This is a genomic window from Polynucleobacter rarus (genome assembly GCF_003072505.1).
In the GTDB taxonomy this organism is placed as follows: Bacteria; Pseudomonadota; Gammaproteobacteria; order Burkholderiales; family Burkholderiaceae; genus Polynucleobacter; species Polynucleobacter rarus.
Genome location: NZ_NTGB01000001.1, coordinates 3,049,680 through 3,070,566, shown reverse-complemented (window position 1 = coordinate 3,070,566; position 20,887 = coordinate 3,049,680). Strand labels below are relative to the sequence as shown.

Annotated in this window: 14 protein-coding genes; 7 read left to right on the top strand and 7 right to left on the bottom strand. The window is 40.2% G+C overall.

Translation table 11 applies throughout. The annotated features are described in order from the left end of the window. Positions 1-25 precede the first annotated feature (25 nt). A complete protein-coding gene (gene panB, locus AOC35_RS15010; RefSeq protein ID WP_108648513.1) occupies positions 26-853 on the top strand; it encodes a 3-methyl-2-oxobutanoate hydroxymethyltransferase in 828 nt (275 codons plus the stop codon). Here panB and dnaJ read toward each other — a convergent pair whose 3' ends face one another. The 5 genes from dnaJ to hrcA form a co-directional block, all read right to left on the bottom strand. After that, a complete protein-coding gene (gene dnaJ, locus AOC35_RS15005) occupies positions 854-1,984 on the bottom strand; it encodes a molecular chaperone DnaJ (protein WP_108648511.1) in 1,131 nt (376 codons plus the stop codon). Positions 1,985-2,012: 28 nt separating this feature from the next. Next, the gene (dnaK, locus tag AOC35_RS15000; RefSeq protein ID WP_108648509.1) at positions 2,013-3,938 is read right to left on the bottom strand and encodes a molecular chaperone DnaK; all 1,926 of its coding nucleotides are present in this window, start codon (positions 3,936-3,938) and stop codon (positions 2,013-2,015) included. A gap of 107 nt (positions 3,939-4,045) precedes the next feature. Then, complete coding sequence (gene grpE, locus AOC35_RS14995) at positions 4,046-4,591, bottom strand: nucleotide exchange factor GrpE (RefSeq protein WP_108648507.1); 546 nt, start codon at positions 4,589-4,591, stop codon at positions 4,046-4,048. Positions 4,592-4,699: 108 nt separating this feature from the next. Next, on the bottom strand, positions 4,700-5,833 hold the full coding sequence (gene hemH / locus AOC35_RS14990; RefSeq protein ID WP_425440633.1) for a ferrochelatase: 1,134 nt from the start codon (positions 5,831-5,833) through the stop codon (positions 4,700-4,702). A gap of 11 nt (positions 5,834-5,844) precedes the next feature. Next, positions 5,845-6,861 carry a heat-inducible transcriptional repressor HrcA gene (gene hrcA / locus AOC35_RS14985; RefSeq protein ID WP_108648505.1) on the bottom strand — a complete coding sequence of 339 codons (1,017 nt, stop codon included), beginning with the start codon at positions 6,859-6,861 and terminating at the stop codon, positions 5,845-5,847. 188 nt (positions 6,862-7,049) lie between these two features. Here hrcA and AOC35_RS14980 point away from each other — a divergent pair, with 188 nt between their 5' ends. Next, the gene (locus tag AOC35_RS14980; protein WP_108648502.1) at positions 7,050-7,949 is read left to right on the top strand and encodes an NAD kinase; all 900 of its coding nucleotides are present in this window, start codon (positions 7,050-7,052) and stop codon (positions 7,947-7,949) included. A 2-nt stretch (positions 7,950-7,951) separates the two neighbouring features. Continuing rightward, the gene (gene recN, locus AOC35_RS14975; RefSeq protein ID WP_108648500.1) at positions 7,952-9,619 is read left to right on the top strand and encodes a DNA repair protein RecN; all 1,668 of its coding nucleotides are present in this window, start codon (positions 7,952-7,954) and stop codon (positions 9,617-9,619) included. Here recN and glnE read toward each other — a convergent pair. Beyond that, positions 9,608-12,376 (bottom strand): bifunctional [glutamate--ammonia ligase]-adenylyl-L-tyrosine phosphorylase/[glutamate--ammonia-ligase] adenylyltransferase, encoded by a 2,769-nt coding sequence (gene glnE / locus AOC35_RS14970; RefSeq protein ID WP_108648498.1) that lies wholly within the window; start codon positions 12,374-12,376, stop codon positions 9,608-9,610. The two genes, recN and glnE, sit on opposite strands and share 12 nt — an antisense overlap. A gap of 109 nt (positions 12,377-12,485) precedes the next feature. On the opposite strand from glnE, the gene AOC35_RS14965 reads away from it, so the two are divergent. The 4 genes from AOC35_RS14965 to AOC35_RS14950 all read left to right on the top strand — a co-directional run bounded on the left by AOC35_RS14965 (position 12,486) and on the right by AOC35_RS14950 (position 20,169). Next, entirely contained in the window at positions 12,486-16,574 is a 4,089-nt protein-coding gene (locus tag AOC35_RS14965) for a YhdP family protein (protein ID WP_108648496.1), read from the top strand. A gap of 15 nt (positions 16,575-16,589) precedes the next feature. Beyond that, positions 16,590-17,399, top strand: coding sequence for a carbon-nitrogen hydrolase family protein (locus AOC35_RS14960; RefSeq protein ID WP_108648495.1), 810 nt, complete (start codon positions 16,590-16,592; stop codon positions 17,397-17,399). A gap of 6 nt (positions 17,400-17,405) precedes the next feature. Continuing rightward, a complete protein-coding gene (gene tldD / locus AOC35_RS14955) occupies positions 17,406-18,860 on the top strand; it encodes a metalloprotease TldD (RefSeq protein ID WP_108648493.1) in 1,455 nt (484 codons plus the stop codon). 187 nt (positions 18,861-19,047) lie between these two features. Beyond that, the gene (locus AOC35_RS14950; protein ID WP_108648491.1) at positions 19,048-20,169 is read left to right on the top strand and encodes a 3-deoxy-7-phosphoheptulonate synthase; all 1,122 of its coding nucleotides are present in this window, start codon (positions 19,048-19,050) and stop codon (positions 20,167-20,169) included. Between the two features lie 123 nt (positions 20,170-20,292). On the opposite strand, the gene AOC35_RS14945 is transcribed toward AOC35_RS14950, so the two are convergent. Further along, complete coding sequence (locus AOC35_RS14945) at positions 20,293-20,859, bottom strand: cob(I)yrinic acid a,c-diamide adenosyltransferase (protein WP_108648489.1); 567 nt, start codon at positions 20,857-20,859, stop codon at positions 20,293-20,295. Positions 20,860-20,887: the final 28 nt, after the last annotated feature.

The window sequence follows — 20,887 nt, the reverse complement described above, 5'->3', positions numbered from 1 at the left end:
AATGTAATTAGTGTGTTGTTTGCCCATGAGCTATATCAATTTATCTGAAAACCTTGTTCCTTTGACTATTTCGAAACTCATGCAAATGAAGCTTGAGGGTCAAAAAATCACCTCACTCACTGCATACGACGCTAGTTTTGCCGCGTTATTCGATCGGGTTGGTATTGAGATTATCTTGGTTGGTGATTCTTTAGGTAATGTAATTCAAGGTCATACTTCGACCATCCCCGTTACGATACGCGATATGGCTTACCACACCGAGTGTGTTGCTAGAAGTGTAAGACGTGCATTTATCATCGGTGATTTACCTTTTGCTTCCTACACCAGTGTTGCACAAGCAGTTCAAAGCTCAACAGCTTTGATGCAAGCAGGTGCACAAATGGTCAAAATGGAAGGCGGCAGTCATTTACAGGAGATGATTAAAGTTTTAACCGATCACGGTATTCCTGTTTGTGGGCATTTAGGCTTAACTCCTCAATCTGTTAATACCCTTGGAGGCTTTAAGGTTCAAGGTAAAACTGCAGATGCGGCCAAAAAAATTCTCGAAGATGCTCTCGCATTAGAGGCTGCGGGAGCTCAGTTATTAGTCCTCGAAGCCATTCCAAGTTCATTAGGGGCTCAGATTACAGAGGCGTTAACCATTCCAACCATTGGCATTGGTGCCGGGCCAGATTGTTCTGGTCAAGTCCTAGTTATGCATGATGCGTTAGGTGCTTTCCCGGGACGTAAACCAAAATTTGTTAAGGATTTCTTAGCGACTACAGGCACCATTGAAAAAGCAATTGCACTGTATATTGAAGAAGTAAAAAAAGGGGCCTTTCCAGCCCCTGAGCATTGCTTTATATCGAACTAATTAATTAAAAAACTGTTTTACCCGATCAAACCAACCCTTTTCTTGGGGGTTATGTTTGAAGCTATCGGACTTTAAACTAGAGTCAAAATCCCGAATGAGTTGACGTTGCTGGTCATTGAGCTTGATTGGAGTCTCAACTTGAACATGCACATACAAATCACCAGGAATAGTTGATCGAATTCCCTTAATACCTTTCCCTCTCAGACGGAAAGTTCTGCCAGTTTGAGTTCCCTCGGCAACATCAAAGCTAGCTTTACCAGCTAAAGTTGGGACTTCCACAGTACCACCTAAACAGGCAGTCGCAAAAGAAATTGGCATCTGGAAATGTAAATCATCACCATCACGTTCAAATACAGGGTGCGCTTTGATATGCACTTCCACATATAAGTCGCCCGGCGGGCCTTGATTGACACCAGGCTCTCCATGACCAGACAAACGAATACGCATGCCATCTTCAATACCAGCAGGAATTTTGACTTCTAAAGTTTTTTGCTGTTTAATTTTTCCTTCGCCATTACATTTCTTGCAAGGTTTTGGAATAAATTGACCATGTCCACGACATTTTGGACAGGTCTGTTGCATTGAGAAAAATCCCTGTGAGACTCTGACTTGTCCTTGTCCACCGCAGGTAGAACATGTTTCAACTTTAGTTCCAGGCTCTGCACCAGACCCAGTACAAACTTCACAGTTATTCCAACCAGGTACACGAATTTGAGTCTCGTGGCCTTTTGCAGCGTCTTCTAAAGAGATTTCCATGCTGTAACGTAAGTCGCTACCACGATACACCTGTGGTCCAGAGCGACCGCCACCACCCCTTGCATTACCAAAGATATCACCAAAAATGTCGCCAAACGCATCACCAAAACCTTGGGCTCCGGCACCGCCAAAGCCCCCCATATTCGGATCGACACCAGCATGACCATACTGATCATACGCTGCCTTCTTTTGCGGATCAGACAACATCTCATAGGCTTCTTTAGCCTCTTTAAAGTTAGCTTCCGCATCCTTACTGTCCGGGTTTCGGTCAGGATGATACTTCATTGCCATTTTTCGATAAGCTTTTTTTATCTCATCGTCAGTGGCATTTTTAGCAATACCTAAAATCTCATAAAAGTCACGCTTATTAGCCAAAGGATTTCCTTCAATTTACTGTGTTGAATTATTTTTTATCGACTTCTTTAAAGTCCGCATCAACTACATTATCGTCTTTTGGCTTCTGGTTTGCATCAGCAGATCCTGCAGCACCTGCTTGCGCATCTTGTTGCATTGATGCGTAAACCTTTTCGCCTAGTTTTTGACTTACTTTACCTAGTTCTTCAGTTTTCGCTTCGATTTCTTCTTTCGTACCAGTCTTTGAAGCTTCTTCCAACGTCTTCAACGCTTCTTCAATCTTCTCTTTTTCACCAGCTTCTAATGAAGCACCATGCTCGTCTAAAGATTTTTTAGTCGAATGAATGAGTGCGTCAGCCGAATTGCGGGCATCCACTAGTTCACGCAATTTACGATCGTCTTCAGCGTTCACTTCAGCATCTTTGACCATTTGTTGAATTTCTTCCTCAGATAGTCCAGAGTTCGCCTTAATCGTAATTTTATTTTCTTTACCAGTTGCTTTATCTTTCGCGCCAACGTGGAGGATACCGTTTGCATCGATATCAAATGTGACTTCAATCTGAGGTGTGCCACGGCTTGAAGGTGGAATACCTTCTAAATTAAACTCACCTAAAGTTTTATTGGCACTCGCCATTTCACGCTCACCTTGATAAACCTTAATCGTTACAGCCGGTTGATTATCTTCAGCAGTCGAAAACACTTGAGAATACTTAGTAGGAATGGTTGTGTTTTTGGTGATCATCTTTGTCATTACACCACCTAAAGTTTCAATTCCCAAAGACAAAGGTGTTACGTCTAACAACAACACATCGGTACGGTCGCCAGATAATACTGATCCTTGAATAGCAGCTCCAACAGCAACTGCCTCATCTGGGTTCACGTCTTTGCGTGGATCTTGGCCAAAGAATTCTTTTACTTTTTCCTGCACTTTTGGCATACGTGTCATACCACCAACTAAGATCACATCTTGGATATCAGTTAATGAAACACCAGCATCTTTCATCGCAATCCGACAAGGCTCAATCGTGCGAGCAACTAAGTCTTCGACTAAGCTTTCGAGCTTAGCACGGTTCATCTTGATATTTAAGTGCTTAGGTCCACTGGCATCAGCAGTGATATAGGGTAAATTAATATCACTTTGCTGACTTGAAGACAACTCAATTTTCGCCTTTTCAGCTGCTTCTTTGAGACGCTGGAGTGCGAGTACATCCTTACTTAAATCAACACCCTGCTCTTTTTTAAACTCAGCAATAATGTAATCAATAATACGTTGGTCGAAGTCTTCACCACCTAGGAAAGTATCGCCATTTGTTGAGAGAACTTCGAACTGCTTTTCACCGTCTACGTCAGCGATTTCGATAATTGAAACGTCAAAAGTACCACCGCCTAAGTCATAAACTGCAATTTTGCGATCGCCTTTTGATTGCTTATCTAGACCGAAAGCAAGTGCCGCTGCGGTTGGCTCATTAATAATACGTTTTACTTCTAGTCCAGCAATACGACCCGCGTCTTTTGTTGCTTGTCTTTGGCTATCATTAAAGTAAGCTGGAACTGTAATTACGGCTTCAGTGACTTCCTCACCTAAATAATCTTCAGCAGTTTTCTTCATTTTGCGTAAAACTTCAGCAGAGATTTGTGGTGGTGCATACTTTGTGCCACGGATGTCAATCCAAGCATCACCATTGTCAGCTTTAGAAATAGCATAAGGCATCAAATCGATGTCTTTTTGTACTTCTTTTTCTGAAAATTTACGCCCGATCAAACGCTTCACTGCATAGAGTGTGTTTCTTGGGTTTGTCACTGACTGGCGTTTAGCGGGAGCACCAACTAAAATTTCGCCGTCTTCCATGTAAGCAATAATTGAAGGGGTTGTGCGTGCACCTTCTGCATTTTCAATCACCTTAGGAGTATTGCCTTCCATTACTGAAACGCAAGAATTGGTAGTTCCTAAGTCAATACCGATAATTTTTCCCATAATATGTTTCTTTCAAAAAAGTAATTTAGTTAATTATTAAATAAGGTTGAACTTAACAATTTCAAGAGTAACAACTCGATTTATTTATTTTTTCTTGTCTTGTTTATTTATTTTGGTTGACTAACTGTCACAAGAGCAGGACGTAATACCCGATCAGCAATGGAATAACCCCGTTGCAACACTGTGACAATCGTGTTCGCTTCTTGCTCTGAAGGCACCATGGAAATGGCCTGGTGAAAATGAGGGTCAAACTTAGCACCCGCTTCAGGGTTAATTTCTAAGACTTTACCCTTTTCAAGAGCGCCAGAAAGTTGTTTTAAAGTCAGTTCAACACCTTCCTTTAATTTCTCTAGATCACCTTGATGGTGACTTAGAGCGGCATGCATACTATCCATAACAGGTAATAAATGCTCCGCAAAACTCTCAATTGCAAACTTGTGGGCTTTTGAGACATCTTCGATGCCTCTTCTGCGCATATTTTCAGTTTCAGCTTTTGCTCTTAAATGTGCATCACGAGCTTCGTCTAATTGTTTTTTTAGTTCTTCGATTTGAACTTCTAAGGTGAAAGTTGTCGACTGCTCGTCATGTAATGCGCTCACAGGAATTGTTTCATCTACAAAAGCTGTTTCAGATTGTTTATTTTCTTCAGTCATATCAATGCTTTACAAAAAAATTAAAGGATTAGTAACCACTATTACTCTATAAATAGGGTCAATTCGAATGAATTCAAGAGGAAATTAAAGAATTTTTGAAAAAAATTCTTAATTGGCTAACAGGATTTTTTCAACCGCTTGTCCCATAGCAATTCGATCTGCTATTTCTGCAGTGGATGGCACTTGAGTTTGCCAACCGCCAATATTCTCAAGAACAATAGTATGTAATCCATCTATCCAGGTTTCGTGGTCATTTAAACAAGGAATCACGTGGTATGTCTGTCCACCAGCATGGGTAAAAATTTCCTTACCTTCCATGGCTATTTCTTCTAATGTTTCTAAACAGTCTGCCGGAAAACCGGGGCAAAAGATATCAACTCGATTGGTTTTAGCTTTTCCGAGGGATTCTAATAATGGTGCAGTGTAAGGTTTTAACCATTCAGCTTTACCAAATCGAGACTGAAAACTTAAGATTGCATCCTCAGCAGAAAGTCCAAGCGCTTCTCTCAATAATCTCCCGGTCTTATAGCACTCACAATGATAGGGATCGCCTCTTAATAATGTTCTTTTTGGCACACCATGAAACGACATCACAAACTTGTCGCCATTTTTAAAGTCAGGGGTTCCGTGCACCTCCCAATAAGCTTGTACCCGTGCGGCTAAAGATCTAATGTAAGCTGGGTGATCATGATAATTTTTAACCATCCTCAAAGCAGGCGGGTTTCTTTTTCGCGAATGCACTTCAAAAACTGCATCAAAACTAGATGCCGTCGTAGTAGCTGAGTATTGTGGGTAAAGTGGCAGGACCAAGAGGCGATTTACTCCATCACTCTCTAATTCGTTCATGACTTTTTCAATCGATGGATTGCCATAGCGCATCGCCACAGCTACTTTGACATCTTTAGTTGATGCATTATTTGCCAGTTTTTTTTGTAACCCAATACTTTGATTTCTGGAATGGACTAGTAAAGGTGCACCGCCGCCTTCGGATTCATTTATCCAAACGCTGGCATATTTTTTTGCTGAGGCACTCGAGCGAAAAGGCAAAATAATGCCATTTAAAATGAACCACCAGATTAATTTGGGAACTTCTACAACCCTCGCATCAGAGAGAAACTGTTTTAGATAGGGTCTGACGGCTTTAGCCGTTGGGGCATCAGGAGTTCCTAAATTGATTAATAAAACACCAACCTTTTGGGACACTGCATGCGCTTTATCTTTATCTAAAATTAAATTTTCCAAGCAATTCTCTCTTAATTATTTTGACTCAAAGCGCTAGTTAATAATTTCGAAGTAATATCTACAATCGGAATTACTCTATCGTACGCCATACGAGTTGGTCCTATTACACCGAGTGTTCCAACAATAATATTATCCACTTTATAGGGGGCTGTTATTACTGCCATCCCATCAAGTGGGACTAAATCGCTTTCGCCACCAATAAATATTTGTACACCCTCAGCTCTACTAGAGACATCTAATAGTTGCAATAAGCCTGTACGTTTTTCAAAAACTTGAAAAAGTCGTTTGATTTTATCCATATCGGAGACAAATTCCCCTATTTCAAGCAGTTTCTTCTCGCCTGATATCACCATATTATTTTGGGGATCCGCTAAAGTATTTGAACTAGCTTCAACGGCTTGGTTCATTAAAGCTGTAATATCCTCGCGTAAGCCCTCTAATTCGTTTTTTATGCGATTACGCACTGATTGCAATTCCAAACCTGCAAAGTTTGTTGTAATAAAGTTACTCGCCTCAACGAGTTGAGAGGGTGAATAATCTTTGTTTGTGATCAGTATCCTATTTTGCACATCACCTTGCGGGGTAACCATAATCAGCAAGATTCTTTTCTCAGACAAGCGCAAAAACTCAATTTGCTTGAATACCTCGCTTCGCCTAGGAGTCAAGACAACCCCAGCAAAGTTCGACAATTGTGACAACATCTGAGCTGCCCCAGCAATCACCCTTTGAGGAGAATCTGGCACAATTTCAGCGGATAATTCCCGGTGACCAACCTCGTCTAGGGGTTTGATGGTCAACATCGTATCCACAAATAAACGATAAGCCCGAGGAGTAGGAACTCTTCCTGCTGAGGTGTGAGGACTACTGACAAAACCTAGTTCTTCTAGATCAGCCATCACGTTACGAATGGTTGCAGCGGACAAATCTAAACCGGAATGACGAGAAAGGGTACGTGATCCGATTGGTTGCCCTTCGGAAATGTGTCGTTCAATCAGTGTTTTTAATAGTTCGCGAGCTCTTTTATCCATCATGCAGACATTTTAACAAGAAGCTTTCATTTTCGTCACAGAACCTTGGAATGATTTCGGTGCAGTCTTACTTCAACATCATGGTTTATATTTTTCACAAGAAAAAATTCGCTTTTAAAATGACTAAGTACTCTTAAAGGCAAATTTAAAATATTGTAAGAGCAATGTCTCTATGGTTTAATCGAACTATGTCTATCCAAAATAATCCTCGTTTACCCTTCGCCAATGTTGCACTTGTTGGCAAATTTCAAGCTGAAGGGGTTGATCGCATTCTAGAAAATGTTTCCAAAATTATTTTGGAGAATGGTTTTAATGTTTATTTAGAATCCGAGACGGCCGAACATACTGGCATGAAGTCCGTTCCAATGTTAAAAATAGACGATTTTGCTGGCAAGATTGATATTGTGGTGGTGATTGGTGGAGATGGTACCCTTCTTGGCTTAGGTCGCAGAGTTGCAGGCTTAAATATTCCAATTATTGGCATTAACATGGGTCGACTAGGATATATGACCGATATCCCGCTAAATGATATTGAGGTGCATTTACCTGCCATGTTAAATGGAGCTTATGAGTCAGATACCCGAACCTTATTAGAATCACAAGTCATCCGGAATGGCTCTCCCGCCCATCAAGGAACCGCATTAAATGATGTGGTTGTGAACCGTTCAAGTCGATCAGGGATGGTCGAATTAGCAGTTGAAGTAAATGGTAGCTTTATGTATAACCAACGCTCTGATGGCCTAATTGTCGCAACGCCTACTGGCTCTACTGCTTACAGCTTATCTGCTGGTGGTCCAATTTTGCATCCTAGACTGGCTGGGATCGTATTAGCGCCTGTTTCTCCGCATGCTTTGTCAAATCGCCCTATTGTATTACCAGATGACGTCCTCATTTCTATTGAGATTACTGGAGGACGTGACGTAACAGCACACTTTGACATGCAAACCCTAGCGATTTTGCAAACGGGAGATCGCGTCACTGTCAAAAAATCTGCCCGTACCGTCATCTTATTACACCCAGTTGGTCACAGTGATTACCGAACACTTCGCGAAAAACTTCACTGGAACGAGTATCCTAGTAATTTTTGAATATGTTACAAAGTTTAGATATTCGTGATTTTGTGATTGTTGATCACTTAGAACTTGAACTTGGATCAGGTTTTACAGTGCTAACGGGTGAAACCGGCGCAGGTAAATCTATTTTGCTCGACGCACTCGCTCTAGCAATGGGTGAGCGAGCTGATATTAGTCAAATCAGAGAAGGATGTTCGCGTGCCGAAATTTCTGCTTATTTTTCAGTTAGCGATCATTTACTAACTTCGGTAAGTACTCTTTTAGAAACCTATGACTTCCCAATTGAACAAGAGGGTCGATCCGTCCTTTTGAAAAGGACAATCGACCAGTCAGGTCGAACCAAAGCATTTGTTAACGGTAGCGCTGCAACACTAAGCCAATTAAAAGAAATTGGCGAACACTTAGTTAATATTCATGGTCAACATCAGCATCAACTTTTACTAAAACCTGGTGCTCAGCGCGACTTATTAGATAGTCATGCCAACCTTTCTCAACAAGTTAATAAAGTTTCCGCAACTTATCGAGATTGGCAAGTCATTGAAAAGCAAATTCAATTAGCCAAGACAGCAGGTCTCAATCTTGTCAAAGAAAAAGAGCAACTAGAGTGGCAACTCGAGGAGCTAAATGTTCTTGCCCCGATCTTAGACGAGTGGGATGATCTACAGCTTGAGCACTCAAGACTATCTAATGCAGCTTCCCTAATTGAGGGCTCTCAAGAACTCGTCCAATTACTATCTGAGTCAGAGAATTCCATCTTAGATCAACTAGCAAAATCGCAAGGTTTACTGGATGATTTATCAGAGATGGATATATCGTTAAATGAAGCGAAAGAAGGTTTAGATTCTGCGCATATTCATTTAAGTGAAGCAACTCATACCATCAACCGATATCTGCAAAAACTAGATTTAGATCCCGAGCGTTTGTCGGAATTAGAGGAACGTGTTCAGGGTTATTATCGTTGCTCTAAAAAATTTCACTGTAGCCCAGATGAATTACCCACAAAATGGGCTGAGTTAAAAAATCAACTCTTTAACCTGAATGCTGCTCAAGATATTGAGTCTTTATTAAAAGATTCTAAAAGCAAAGAGAGTACCTATTTAAAATTAGCCCATGATTTAAGCAAAGCACGCCAACAAGCTGCGCTGAAATTTTCTAGTGCCATTACTGATTCGATGCAAACCTTGGCAATGAGTGGTGGAAAGTTTGAAGTAGAGTTACTCGCCCTTGACAAACCAGGTCCCCATGGACTAGAGCAAATTGATTTTTTGGTGGCCGGTCATCCAGGAGTTAAACCGCGTCCAATCTCAAAAGTGGCATCAGGTGGTGAGCTGGCTCGAATCAGCTTAGCGATTGCGGTGATTGCTAGTAAATCTAGCGCAACCCCAACATTAATTTTTGATGAGGTCGACTCTGGAATCGGTGGTGCTGTAGCTCAAACTGTCGGCGCACTCCTTAAACAGCTAGGGCAATCTCATCAAGTCCTTTGCGTAACGCATTTACCGCAAGTAGCCGCACAAGGTGATCATCAATGGCGCGTTCAAAAATCTTTAATTGATGGCAAAACGATTAGTAAAATCGAAGTTCTCGGCAGATCAGAACGAGTCGATGAAATTGCTAGAATGTTAGGTGGCGTTGAAATGACCCCAACAACCCTGCGTCACGCTAGAGAGCTACTAGACATTTAGTAATAATCGATTCCATAGATTTTTCACCGTTTGTCGAGCCGTTTCAATTTCTTTACTCATTACATCATCTTCTAGCTCTCTAATTTGCAAACCGTTTAGGCGTGTTTGATGTTGTAATTTTCGAAATAAGCGATAGGCATTGGCGACACTGAGTGCTTCCTCATCTGATATGAGATGACATTTTGCGCATTCATTGAGCAATGCTATATTACCAATATTTTGAATGAGCGACGGCTCTTGGTGTGCGTTTTTCAAAATCAAATATTGAATCATAAATTCGATATCAATCATGGCACCCACATCATGCTTTAAGTCAAAACTGTTTCCAGTTTGAGGATGACCCTGATGGAGCTTTTCTCGCATTGAAATCACTTCTTGAGTCAGTACCTTTCCATCCCGGGGAAATGATAATACGTCATTACGAATTTTTTCAAATTGCATACCAGTGCGTTCGTCCCCAGCGCAAAATCTTGCCCTAGTTAAAGCTTGATGCTCCCATACCCAGGCAGTATTTGCACCCACTTTCTTTTGATAATTTTCAAAAGACTGCACATTTGTTACTAATAATCCTGCCTCGCCATTGGGCCTCAGACGGGTGTCGATATCAAATAATACGCCTGCTCGGGTAGCGGTTGTAAGAGCTAAGATAAATTTACGTACCAAATTAACAAATATTGGTTGTAACTCATCACTCGACAAAGGGGTTAAGGTCTCATCATAAATAAATACTAAATCTAGATCAGAGCCATAGCCCAATTCTTTGCCACCCAACTTGCCATAGGCAATCACAGCAAAACCGAATTGATTTAATGGGGCTGTAATCTGATACTTCTTTTTAAGTCCTTCCCAAACGAAATTCAAAGTAACTGCAATAATAATATCCGCCAAGATGGATAACTGATCACTGACTTTTTCAATCGATAATTTAGGGGTACTAAAGCCACCCAAATCGGCTAGTAAGATTTGAAATATTTCTGATTGATGAGCTTGCCTTAATGTGTTCCAAACCGCTTCCTCATCCTGATCGGTATGTAAAATAAAATAGATTTTCTTTTCTAGATCAGCTTGCCAATCAACCCAATAGGTATCGACCTCTTTCTCAAAGCTTCGCTCATTACTGCTTAACAATAAATCATCTAGTAAGTGAGGATGTTTCATCAAGTATTGAGCCGCCCAATTCGATGCCTCCAATAAACGAATGACGCGTTCAATTGCCTTCGGATACTCTTTCAGCAAAGAAAGGTAGGATGATCTTCGAAAAATCACTTCTAATAAATCAAGTAGCTTCAGTAATGTATCCTCTTGAATTTGAGCATAGTGATCTAAGACATACAGTAGGATAAAGTCAAAATTGTGCTTACTTGTATCACTAATGAGCGCGAAACGATTAGTAGATTTGACTTGCTCTAATTTTTGTTGAAATTGTGGATATTGCTCAAAGCTGCCTGATGGACTTAACTGCATCAGCTCTTCATCTTGAGAGTCAAGGGTAAAAGCTTCTGAGAAATACTGAGCAACCATCATCTGATGCCCGGCTAACTCCTCTTCGAACTGCTCTTTACTTACAAATCCTAAACGTAGTGCAATTTGTAAAACCACTTCGGGGATATTGGGCAAATAATGGACTTGTGCATCATTTCGCCATTGCAATAAATGCTCTAATTTTCTCAAAAACGCATAAGCGCTAAGTAAAGTCTTTGCCTTATCACTTGGTATAAGTTGCAAGCGCTCAATATGCCCAATGACTTTTACGGTCGAACGGGTCCTTAAGCTACTTTCTTCGCCACCTCGGATCAGTTGGTACATTTGAGCTAAAAACTCAATTTCACGAATTCCACCTATCCCTAGTTTTATGTCAAAAGCCCGATCTGGATATTGACGGGCACGCAAGTTGGCCTCATGTCGAATTTGTCGATGCAGTCTTCTGATGGAATCAATAATGCCAAAATCCAAGTATTTACGGTAAACAAAGCGGCTGACAATTGCGTGTAAGTTTGTTGGAAAGCCGCTCGCATCAGCTGTCTCTAGTGGATAAACCAAGCGTGCTTTGATCCAGGCGTATCGCTCCCATTCGCGTCCTTGTACTAGAAAATACTCTTCTAACATTTCTAAACTAGAGACTAATGGCCCAGAATCCCCATTCGGTCGTAAACGCATATCCACTCTAAATACAAAACCCTGAGGAGTCATCTCAGTTAAGTAGCGAATAATTTTTTTACCTTGTAACTCAAACCATTCATGGTTCGAAATGGACTTATTACCACCAACAGTTGTTCCATCACATTCATATAAAAAAATCAAATCAATATCTGAACTGACATTGAGTTCTTTAGCTCCCAACTTGCCCATGCCAATAATCCACAATGGGATAGGCTGAGCCTCGGCATTTTGTGGCAGTCCATATTGAACACTTAAAGCATTTTGAGCATATTCACTTGCATATCTCAAGCCCAGCTGCGCCATCTCTGTAACCGCTTGCATGACCTCAGTTAAGCTTGCCAAGTTAGCAATATCACGCACGCCGAGCCACAACATGACTTTTTGCCTAGCCAATCTCAAATTGGCTAAAAAATTAGCCTCATCCAAATTAAGCCAATGGTCCTTGGGTAATTCTTTCTCAAAGATGAGTCTAATTTCCGAAATAGCTAATGGTTGAGGCGTTTTTTCCTCTAACCACTGCTCCCATGTTGGATTAGCACTCAACCAGCGTTGAACGAATTGTGAAAAATCTTTACTAATTTGAATGGGGGTTGTCATAAATTCCAAAAAATCAAGGAATCTTCAAAAACGATCAGCGTTCATCGCTTTAGTAGATAATAAGGTTTAATTTGTCTTATCTATTTTGCACTGCAAAAACTGAGTAATTATGCTTCAAAAGCTTCAAAAACTTCAACTAGACAAACTTTTTTTAAACGGAAAAAGGTTCATTATCTATTCTACCTACTTCGGGGTAGGTGTCTTCTTATTTGTCGCCGTTTTTTCGCAAATTATCATCAGATATCTTTTGTGGCCACTAGTCCCAAATTACCTACCTCAAATTAATCAAGTCATTAGTCAGTCGATCAGTGCTGATTTTCAAATCGGAGAAGTCAGGACATCTTGGAAAGATTACCGTCCCGCCTTTTCAATCAAAAATATCAAAATATCAAACCCGGTAGAAGAGGTAAATTCAATTAATAAAATTGGCTTAATTGAAAATAATTTGTTAGAAGTGCCACAAGTAGATGGAGTGATTAATTGGAATAGTCTTTGGGATTTATCTCCCCATTTTCAATATTTATCCTCTCAAGGTGTAAAGATACTTTTATCTAGAAACCCTAAAGGGGTTTGGAACATCGGGGGAGTTACTATACATCCGAGTGGTCAAGACTCTCAAATGCTTTCTTGGATTATGAGTGAAAGTGAATTGTATATTGGAGATCTACTCCTTGAGATTCATGATCAATTTGAAGAGGCTGCCAATTTTTCTCTAAAAATTGAAGCAATGACCCTCAAAAACAAGAGTTTTGACCATCTCTTTAATCTCAAATTAAGTTCTAAGGATTTAAACGGGGATCTCATTGCGAATGGAGAATTTAAACATCGCTTTGGCGCAAGTAAAACAAATGTCAAAAATTGGCAGGGGCACTTTAACTGGTCTGTTAATAATCTTGATATTAAGCAAATTTTAGATTTGACGAATATTCCTGCCCGAGGAAAAATTGGTGGGCTTGTGTTTCGGGGCGAATATGACCTTTTCTATGGAGGTTTGACAAAAGGTTCCACATTTTTAAACGCCGATGATATTAATTTTTATTGGAAAAACTCAAAAAATAATTTATTACTCAAGCATCTGGATACTCAGCTAGAACATCGGATTGATAATAATCAACAAGTTTTATTTACCAAGAATTTTCAGTGGAGTACTAGCAATACAAAAAATCCTGATACCTCTTTGACCGATATTGAAATTAAATTCGCAATACCCAATTCCAGTAATGAATTCACACATGTTTCTATACAAACTCCGTATTTAAAATTAGAGCCCATTCATCAATTAGCTCTCAGCCTTCCCTTGCCGAATCAATGGTTAAAAACTTTGAGAGACCTAGCAATACATGGAGAGGTGAAAGATTTAGATGCAAAATATAATCACCATTCTTCTACCTTGGATAAATTAAAGTCTAGTATCAATCCCCAACCCTATATTGAATTCCATGGAATGCTGCGAGAAGTTGGTTGGAATGAAATTCCTTCAATGATTCCTGGTATTCAAAATCTTAATGGAGAAATTTCAGGCTCAGATTCTTCTGGTCATATCGTTATCGATTCACCACAAATTCGAGTTCAAGCTGGGGACTTCATCGCTGCAAAAAATCTTGACTTTGAGAGGATGCAAGGAATATTGGATTGGAATCATAACAGTGATAAGTCTTTAGATGTGCAGTTAAGTGACGTTGTTATTACAAATAAAATGCTAAGCCTTCAAGGTGTCGTCAAGTATCTTCATCCGACTAAAGGCGGTAAAGGAAAAATTGACCTCAATATGAGTCTGAATAATACGCAACTTCCTTATTTAATGACTTTATTACCGAAAACCATCTCTGTTGATGCTCTTAAATATCTTCAAGGAACTATTATCGATGGAACTCTCGCTTCTGGGAACATAAGGATTGAAGGGGATCCGAAAGATATTCCTTTTATTAAAGAATCTAGTAGTAAATTTCTAATATCTTCCCAATTCAAAAACGTAACGTTTAGGCCCTTACCCACCCGAAATGAAATTCCAGGTGAATGGTTGCCAATTGAAAAAGTAGATGCAACGTTATCAATTAAAAATGAATTGCTGACAGTACAAATTCCAACTGGTCAATATAAAGATACCATGGCCAAGAATTTTAACGTCTCGATGAACTTAAAATCCAAACCAACAAAACTTGAAGTCAATGGAAATGTTAATGGCAAAGCTAGCGATTTTAAAAAATACATTCTAGCCTCTCCCCTTGGTTTTAAATATAAAGAGTCATTGGATACGCTGGATTTGAGTGGTGATGCCGGCTTAAACCTATCGATCTTAGAGACCTTTCAGGCTTCAAACCCTACTCGGGTTCAAGCAGATTTATCTTTATCAAATAATCAAATCCGCTTTAAGGATTTACCCGTCGGCAATATCAATACGGGGAATGTTCTGCTGGATCAAAAAGGAATTAAAACAATTAATATTTTAGGAAATTGGTTAGGTGGTCCATTGGCCGTTCAGACTAATAATAAACTCATCGAGGTTACAGGTAATTTAGATGCTAGTAAATTAATGGAAGCATTAGGGGTAGCCGTTCCAGTATTAAATAAATCGGTTAAAAACTATTTAAAAGGGAACTTAAATTATCAAAGTAGTTTTACATCCGATAGCGGAAATTTTACAAATTCTACTAGCTTTGATTTACGTCAAGTACAACTTGATTTTCCAGAGCCTATGGTTAAACCTATGGGGGCCCCGATGTTGGGAAATATCAAACTATCTGCCAATAATGGTGTACTAAATTGGCAGTTTAAATTAGATAATTTAATCCAATCGACTGGTACGCTCAAAGATGAAGTTGTAACGAAACATGCCCTAGCAATCGGTAATACTTTGTTGCCACAGGTAGATAAGGGTTTGAAAGTGCATCTTGACCTTGCTTCTTTAAACATGGATAAATGGAACCAATTACTAGATAAGCCGAAAAAAATTGATAGTTTGGATGACGCTAAATCTCTATCAAAAGAAGTCCCTCCCATTGATATTCAAGCGAAGATTAAAACACTCTTCATCGCTAATAAGAAAATCGAAGACCTTACGTTGGAAGCTGCCCATAACCAAAACCAATGGAAAGCGAGTGTGTCCTCTTCCTTAGCAGTCGGTGAGCTCGAATGGACTGATCCCGGTAGTACTCATCCTGCTGGCGCCTTAAAAGCGAAATTTTCTAAATTAACAATTCCGAATAATGAGTCTAAAGAATCTATTACAAGGGGCATCGAAAACTCTTCTGAACAAATGCCTGAACTCGATATTCAGGTAACCAACTTTGCATTAGGTAGTAGACAATTTGGTGAATTAAATGTTCTTGCTACGCCAATAGAAAATACCTGGATATTGCAAAAATTGAACGTTAAAAACCCTAATGGTATTTTTAATGCAACGGGTAAGTGGGAACTAAAAGCGAATAATGAACCAAGTAGAACTTATTTAGACTTTGTTGTTACATCAAATAATACGGGAGAGCTATTAAGTTCCTTAGGTTATGCCGAAGTTCTGGCCAATGGTAAAAGTGACATGGCAGGTGATATTTCTTGGGCTGGCGCACCTTTTGCCTTTAGTACTAAAACCCTAAATGGCAAACTGAAATTTGAAGTAGATAATGGCAAGGTTCTTCAGGTAGACTCTGGTGCTGCAAAGTTATTAGGTATTTTGAGTTTACAAGGACTATTTAAATTTGCTACTTTAAATTTTTCTGGCAGTGTGGGAGAAGTCGTTTCAACCGGTACCTCCTTTGATAAAGTTTCAGCTAGTGCAGTAATTCGGCGAGGAAATCTTCAAACGAATGACTTTGAAATGATGACTACCCCAGCAAAAATATCCATGTCAGGATTAGTGAATTTGAATCAAGAAACGCAAGATCTTCGGGTTGTTATTTATCCAAGGATTAATTTGGGATCAGCAGGGCTTGCGGTCTTTTATTTTACAAATCCAATCATTGGACTTGGAACCATGCTCGGGCAATATCTTCTCTCCTCGGGGGTTAATAAGGCCTTACAGTCTGACTACCTCATACAAGGAAATTGGCAAAATCCTGAAATTGTTCCACTTGATCAAAACGGTAATCCCATTGACCCTGAGGCACTCAAAACAATTCGTAGAAAAAACTTATTAAATGAGACTCCTGGCAAGTCCCCTGAAGAGAGCAAGTTGCCAAATTCCTCAAGTAAAGAACCTTAAAAAGGATATTTTCATATGATTAAAGTTGCTAGTATTCAAATGGTTTCAAGCTCAAACCCCCTAGATAATTTTAGTTCGGCTGAACGATTAATTGGCGAGTGCGCAAAAAATGGTGCAAAAATAGTAGTACTCCCCGAGTACTTTTGCCTTTTAGGTCAAAACGATCGTCAAAAGCTCAGTATTCAAGAGACTTTTGGATCTGGTCCGATGCAAGAAAAGCTTGCCCAATTCGCAAAATCTCACCAAATATATTTAGTAGCTGGCACTTTACCCATTAGCTCAAATGATCCAGATCGGGTCTGGAATAGCACTTTAGTATTCAATCCAGAAGGTAAAACAGTTGCTAGATATAACAAGATTCATTTATTTTCCTTTAGTAAAGGAAGTGAAAGTTATAACGAATCTTTGACCTTACAACAGGGCTCGGAGCCACAAACATTTCAGGTTCATGAGAATAATGAAACATGGTGTTTTGGCTTAAGTATTTGTTATGACATTCGTTTTCCTGAGTTATACCGCGCCATGGGGCAAGTGGATTGCCACCTAATTCCCGCTGCCTTCACTTATACAACGGGTAGTGCACACTGGGAAATCCTTCTTAGAGCACGAGCCATCGAAAATCAATGTTACGTTCTTGCCTCGGCCCAAGGTGGGTTGCATGACAATGGTCGCAAAACCTGGGGGCATTCAATGCTCATTTCTCCATGGGGAGAAATCTCAACTCAACTAGAAAACGGTGAAGGTTTTATACTTGGAGAACTAAATCGTCAAGAATTAGAGGATGTAAGAGCAAATTTGCCAGCGCTAACTCACCGTACACTTTAATCATTTATGACCATATACCAAGATCCTGCTTTACAAAGTGCGAAGACTCTCCTACTCGACCCGGGGGGAATTTCAGAATCTGACTTGCAAACCGCTCTTAGCACTATGTATCAACATCGTTTGGATGATGCGGACTTGTATTTTCAACATACTCGTAACGAGTCCTGGAGTTTAGAAGAAGGGATTGTAAAATCCGGTCATTTTAGTATTGACCAAGGAGTAGGCGTCAGAGCTATTTCTGGTGAGAAAACTGCTTTTGCCTATGCCGATGAAATAAATATAGATACTTTGATGCAAGCGGCCAATTCAACTAGAGTTATTGGTCCAGCGGGTGGTAAAAAGAAAATTATTTTAGGTGCGCAGCAGGATAATAGCCGCACCTTGTTATATCACGCCCAGGATCCAATCTTAAGTTTACCGACAGAGGCAAAAATTGCTTTATTAGAAAAAATTGAACGACGAGCAAGTGCTAAAGATCCAAGAGTAGTGCAAGTGATGGCTAGTTTAGCGGGCGAGTTTGATGTCATCTTGGTTGCGCGGGCAAATGGTAAATTAGTGGCAGATATTCGGCCTTTAGTACGTGTTTCGATTACCGTGATTGTTGAACAAAATGGTCGAAGAGAAATGGGTAGTGCGGGTGGTGGGGGTCGTACCAACTATTCCTATTTCACGGATGACCGAATTGATAACTGGGTCGATCAAGCAGTGCATGCGGCATTAGTTAATTTAGATTCAAGACCTGCACCAGCAGGAGCAATGACTGTTGTGATGGGGCCGGGTTGGCCCGGCGTCTTGCTGCATGAAGCGATTGGTCATGGCTTAGAAGGGGACTTTAATCGTAAAGGATCCTCTGCATTCTCTGGAAAAATGGGCCAGCGCGTCGCGGCTAAAGGTGTAACTATTGTTGATGATGGTACTTTAGATGGTCGACGTGGCTCATTAAATGTCGATGATGAAGGCAACTCAACCCAATGCACTACCTTAATTGAAAATGGCATTTTAAAAGGCTATATGCAAGATAGCTTAAATGCTCGGCTAATGAAAATGCCAATTACAGGAAATGGTCGACGTGAAAGTTATGCGTCTTTGCCCCTCCCGAGGATGACGAACACCTATATGCTCGGTGGTGATAAGGATCCTGCAGAAATCTTAGCGAGTCTCGACAAAGGGTTATACGCACTCAATTTTGGTGGAGGTCAGGTTGATATTACTAGCGGTAAGTTTGTATTTGCTGCAACGGAAGCCTATTGGGTTGAAAACGGCAAGATTCAATACCCGGTCAAGGGTGCGACGATTATCGGTAGTGGTCCAGAGTCTCTCAAGCAAATCACGATGATTGGTAATGACCTAAAGTTAGACGATGGCGTGGGTGTTTGTGGCAAAGATGGACAAAGCGTACCAGTAGGTGTCGGACAACCCACATTAAGATTAGAAGGGATGGTCGTTGGCGGAAGTGTTTGATTTTTTTGGTTCAGAAATCTTTTTGTGTTAAATTAATTACATGAATTCAGGAAAATTTTACTTCTTTAGCTTTTGGATCTCAGACTTGGCGGTCGAGAGGTAAGGGTTTAAAGTAAACACCTACAATCTACCGCCAAATAAGGCGGTTTTTTTTTGCTGTATTTTTAATTGTTGAAAGATTTTTGCCATGAACGATAAAGCTTTAAGCACCCAGGAAAATTGGTACGCTAGTATCGATAAGACTTCTTCTACTGACGATGAGCGCATCAAAAATATCAGCGTACTCCCCCCACCTGAGCATTTGATCCGTTTTTTCCCAATCTTGGGAACACCCATCGAAAAATTGATTCGTCACACAAGAAAATCGATTCGGGAAATTATTCATGGGAAAGATGATCGTTTATTAGTGATTATTGGCCCCTGCTCAATACATGATCCCGTCGCTGCGGTTGAGTATGCTAAACGTTTATTAGAAGTTCGTGATCATTACAAAAATGATTTAGAAATTGTGATGCGTGTATATTTTGAAAAGCCAAGAACTACGGTCGGTTGGAAGGGGTTAATTAATGACCCTTACCTAGATGGCAGTTTCAAAATTGAAGAGGGATTGCGCTATGCAAGACAATTACTCATGGAAATCAATCGTTTAGGAATGCCTGCAGGAAGTGAATTTTTAGATGTGATTTCACCCCAATATATTGGCGATTTAATTTCTTGGGGAGCGATTGGTGCGCGCACAACTGAGTCTCAAATCCACCGCGAGCTAGCATCTGGTCTTTCTGCACCCATTGGATTTAAAAACGGTACTGACGGCAATATCAAAATTGCAACCGATGCGATTCAAGCGGCTGCCCGTGGCCACCATTTCTTATCGGTTCATAAAAATGGTCAAGTCGCCATTGTAGAAACTTCAGGAAATGAAGACTGTCACGTCATTTTACGTGGTGGAAAAGCGCCTAATTATGATGCAAAAAGTGTAGCCGCTGCCTGTGAAGACTTAGTTGCTGCTAAATTAAAGCCATCTTTGATGATTGATTTTTCGCACGCAAACTCCAGTAAACAACATGAAAGACAAGTTGATGTCGCCAGAGATGTGGCTGAGCAATTAGCTAACCATTCCGATTCTATATTTGGCGTCATGATTGAAAGTCACTTAAACGGTGGAGCGCAAAAATTCACACCAGGTAAAGATGATCCAGCTAAATTAGAGTTTGGTAAGAGTATTACAGATGCTTGTATCGACTGGGATGACTCATTGAAAGTGCTAGAAATCTTAGCAAATGGCGTCAAAGCAAGAAGGAAGAAATAATCTATTTAGAAATATCGTAACTCAAAATAATCAATGGTCGATCGATTTGGTCGACCATTTTTTTAGTTACTCACTGATTTATTTACTTAGTTATTTATACTTAGTTAGTTACTAAGTTTCTTATTATCTAAGCGCTTTTGTGTGATTCCACAATACATCGCTACCGCCAGAGCTGAGATTTAAAAATCTTGCTAAGACAAATAACAAATCGGATAAGCGGTTGGTATATTGCCGTGGTGCATCATTAATCACCTCAAGGTTACCAAGCGCCACGATGGATCTCTCTGCTCTTCTGCAGATGGTACGGCAAATATGGGCTTGAGCGGCGATCCTAGTCCCACCAGGAAGAATAAATTCAGCTAATTTAGGCAGTTGAGCGTTGTAATGTTCTAAATAACCATCCAGCCGCAGCACATGCTCTTCTTTTAACAACTCAAAGTTAGGGATGCACAACTCACCGCCCAAATCAAATAGATCATGCTGGATTTGGTGAAAAATTACTTTTAATTCTGCTTCTACGGATGGAGGAAAAACCTCAGTCAGTAAGAGTCCAATGTGGGAATTCAGCTCATCCACATCACCCATGGCGCAAACTCGCAAATGATCTTTAAAGACCCTAGAACCATCACCTAGACCAGTTTCACCTGTATCACCAGTGCGCGTCGCAATTTGAGTTAGTCGATTTCCCATACAATATGATTATATGCTGAAATTATTC

Bases quoted from the DNA above. Each gene is read 5' to 3' on its own strand.
- panB (WP_108648513.1), top strand. From the start codon at position 26: ATGAGCTATATCAATTTATCTGAAAACCTTGTTCCTTTGACTATTTCG.
- dnaK (WP_108648509.1), bottom strand. From the start codon at position 3,938: ATGGGAAAAATTATCGGTATTGACTTAGGAACTACCAATTCTTGCGTT.
- grpE (WP_108648507.1), bottom strand. From the start codon at position 4,591: ATGACTGAAGAAAATAAACAATCTGAAACAGCTTTTGTAGATGAAACA.
- AOC35_RS14980 (WP_108648502.1), top strand. From the start codon at position 7,050: ATGTCTATCCAAAATAATCCTCGTTTACCCTTCGCCAATGTTGCACTT.
- AOC35_RS14965 (WP_108648496.1), top strand. From the start codon at position 12,486: ATGCTTCAAAAGCTTCAAAAACTTCAACTAGACAAACTTTTTTTAAAC.
- recN (WP_108648500.1), top strand. From the start codon at position 7,952: ATGTTACAAAGTTTAGATATTCGTGATTTTGTGATTGTTGATCACTTA.
- hrcA (WP_108648505.1), bottom strand. From the start codon at position 6,861: ATGGATAAAAGAGCTCGCGAACTATTAAAAACACTGATTGAACGACAC.
- tldD (WP_108648493.1), top strand. From the start codon at position 17,406: ATGACCATATACCAAGATCCTGCTTTACAAAGTGCGAAGACTCTCCTA.
- AOC35_RS14950 (WP_108648491.1), top strand. From the start codon at position 19,048: ATGAACGATAAAGCTTTAAGCACCCAGGAAAATTGGTACGCTAGTATC.
- AOC35_RS14960 (WP_108648495.1), top strand. From the start codon at position 16,590: ATGATTAAAGTTGCTAGTATTCAAATGGTTTCAAGCTCAAACCCCCTA.
- AOC35_RS14945 (WP_108648489.1), bottom strand. From the start codon at position 20,859: ATGGGAAATCGACTAACTCAAATTGCGACGCGCACTGGTGATACAGGT.
- glnE (WP_108648498.1), bottom strand. From the start codon at position 12,376: ATGACAACCCCCATTCAAATTAGTAAAGATTTTTCACAATTCGTTCAA.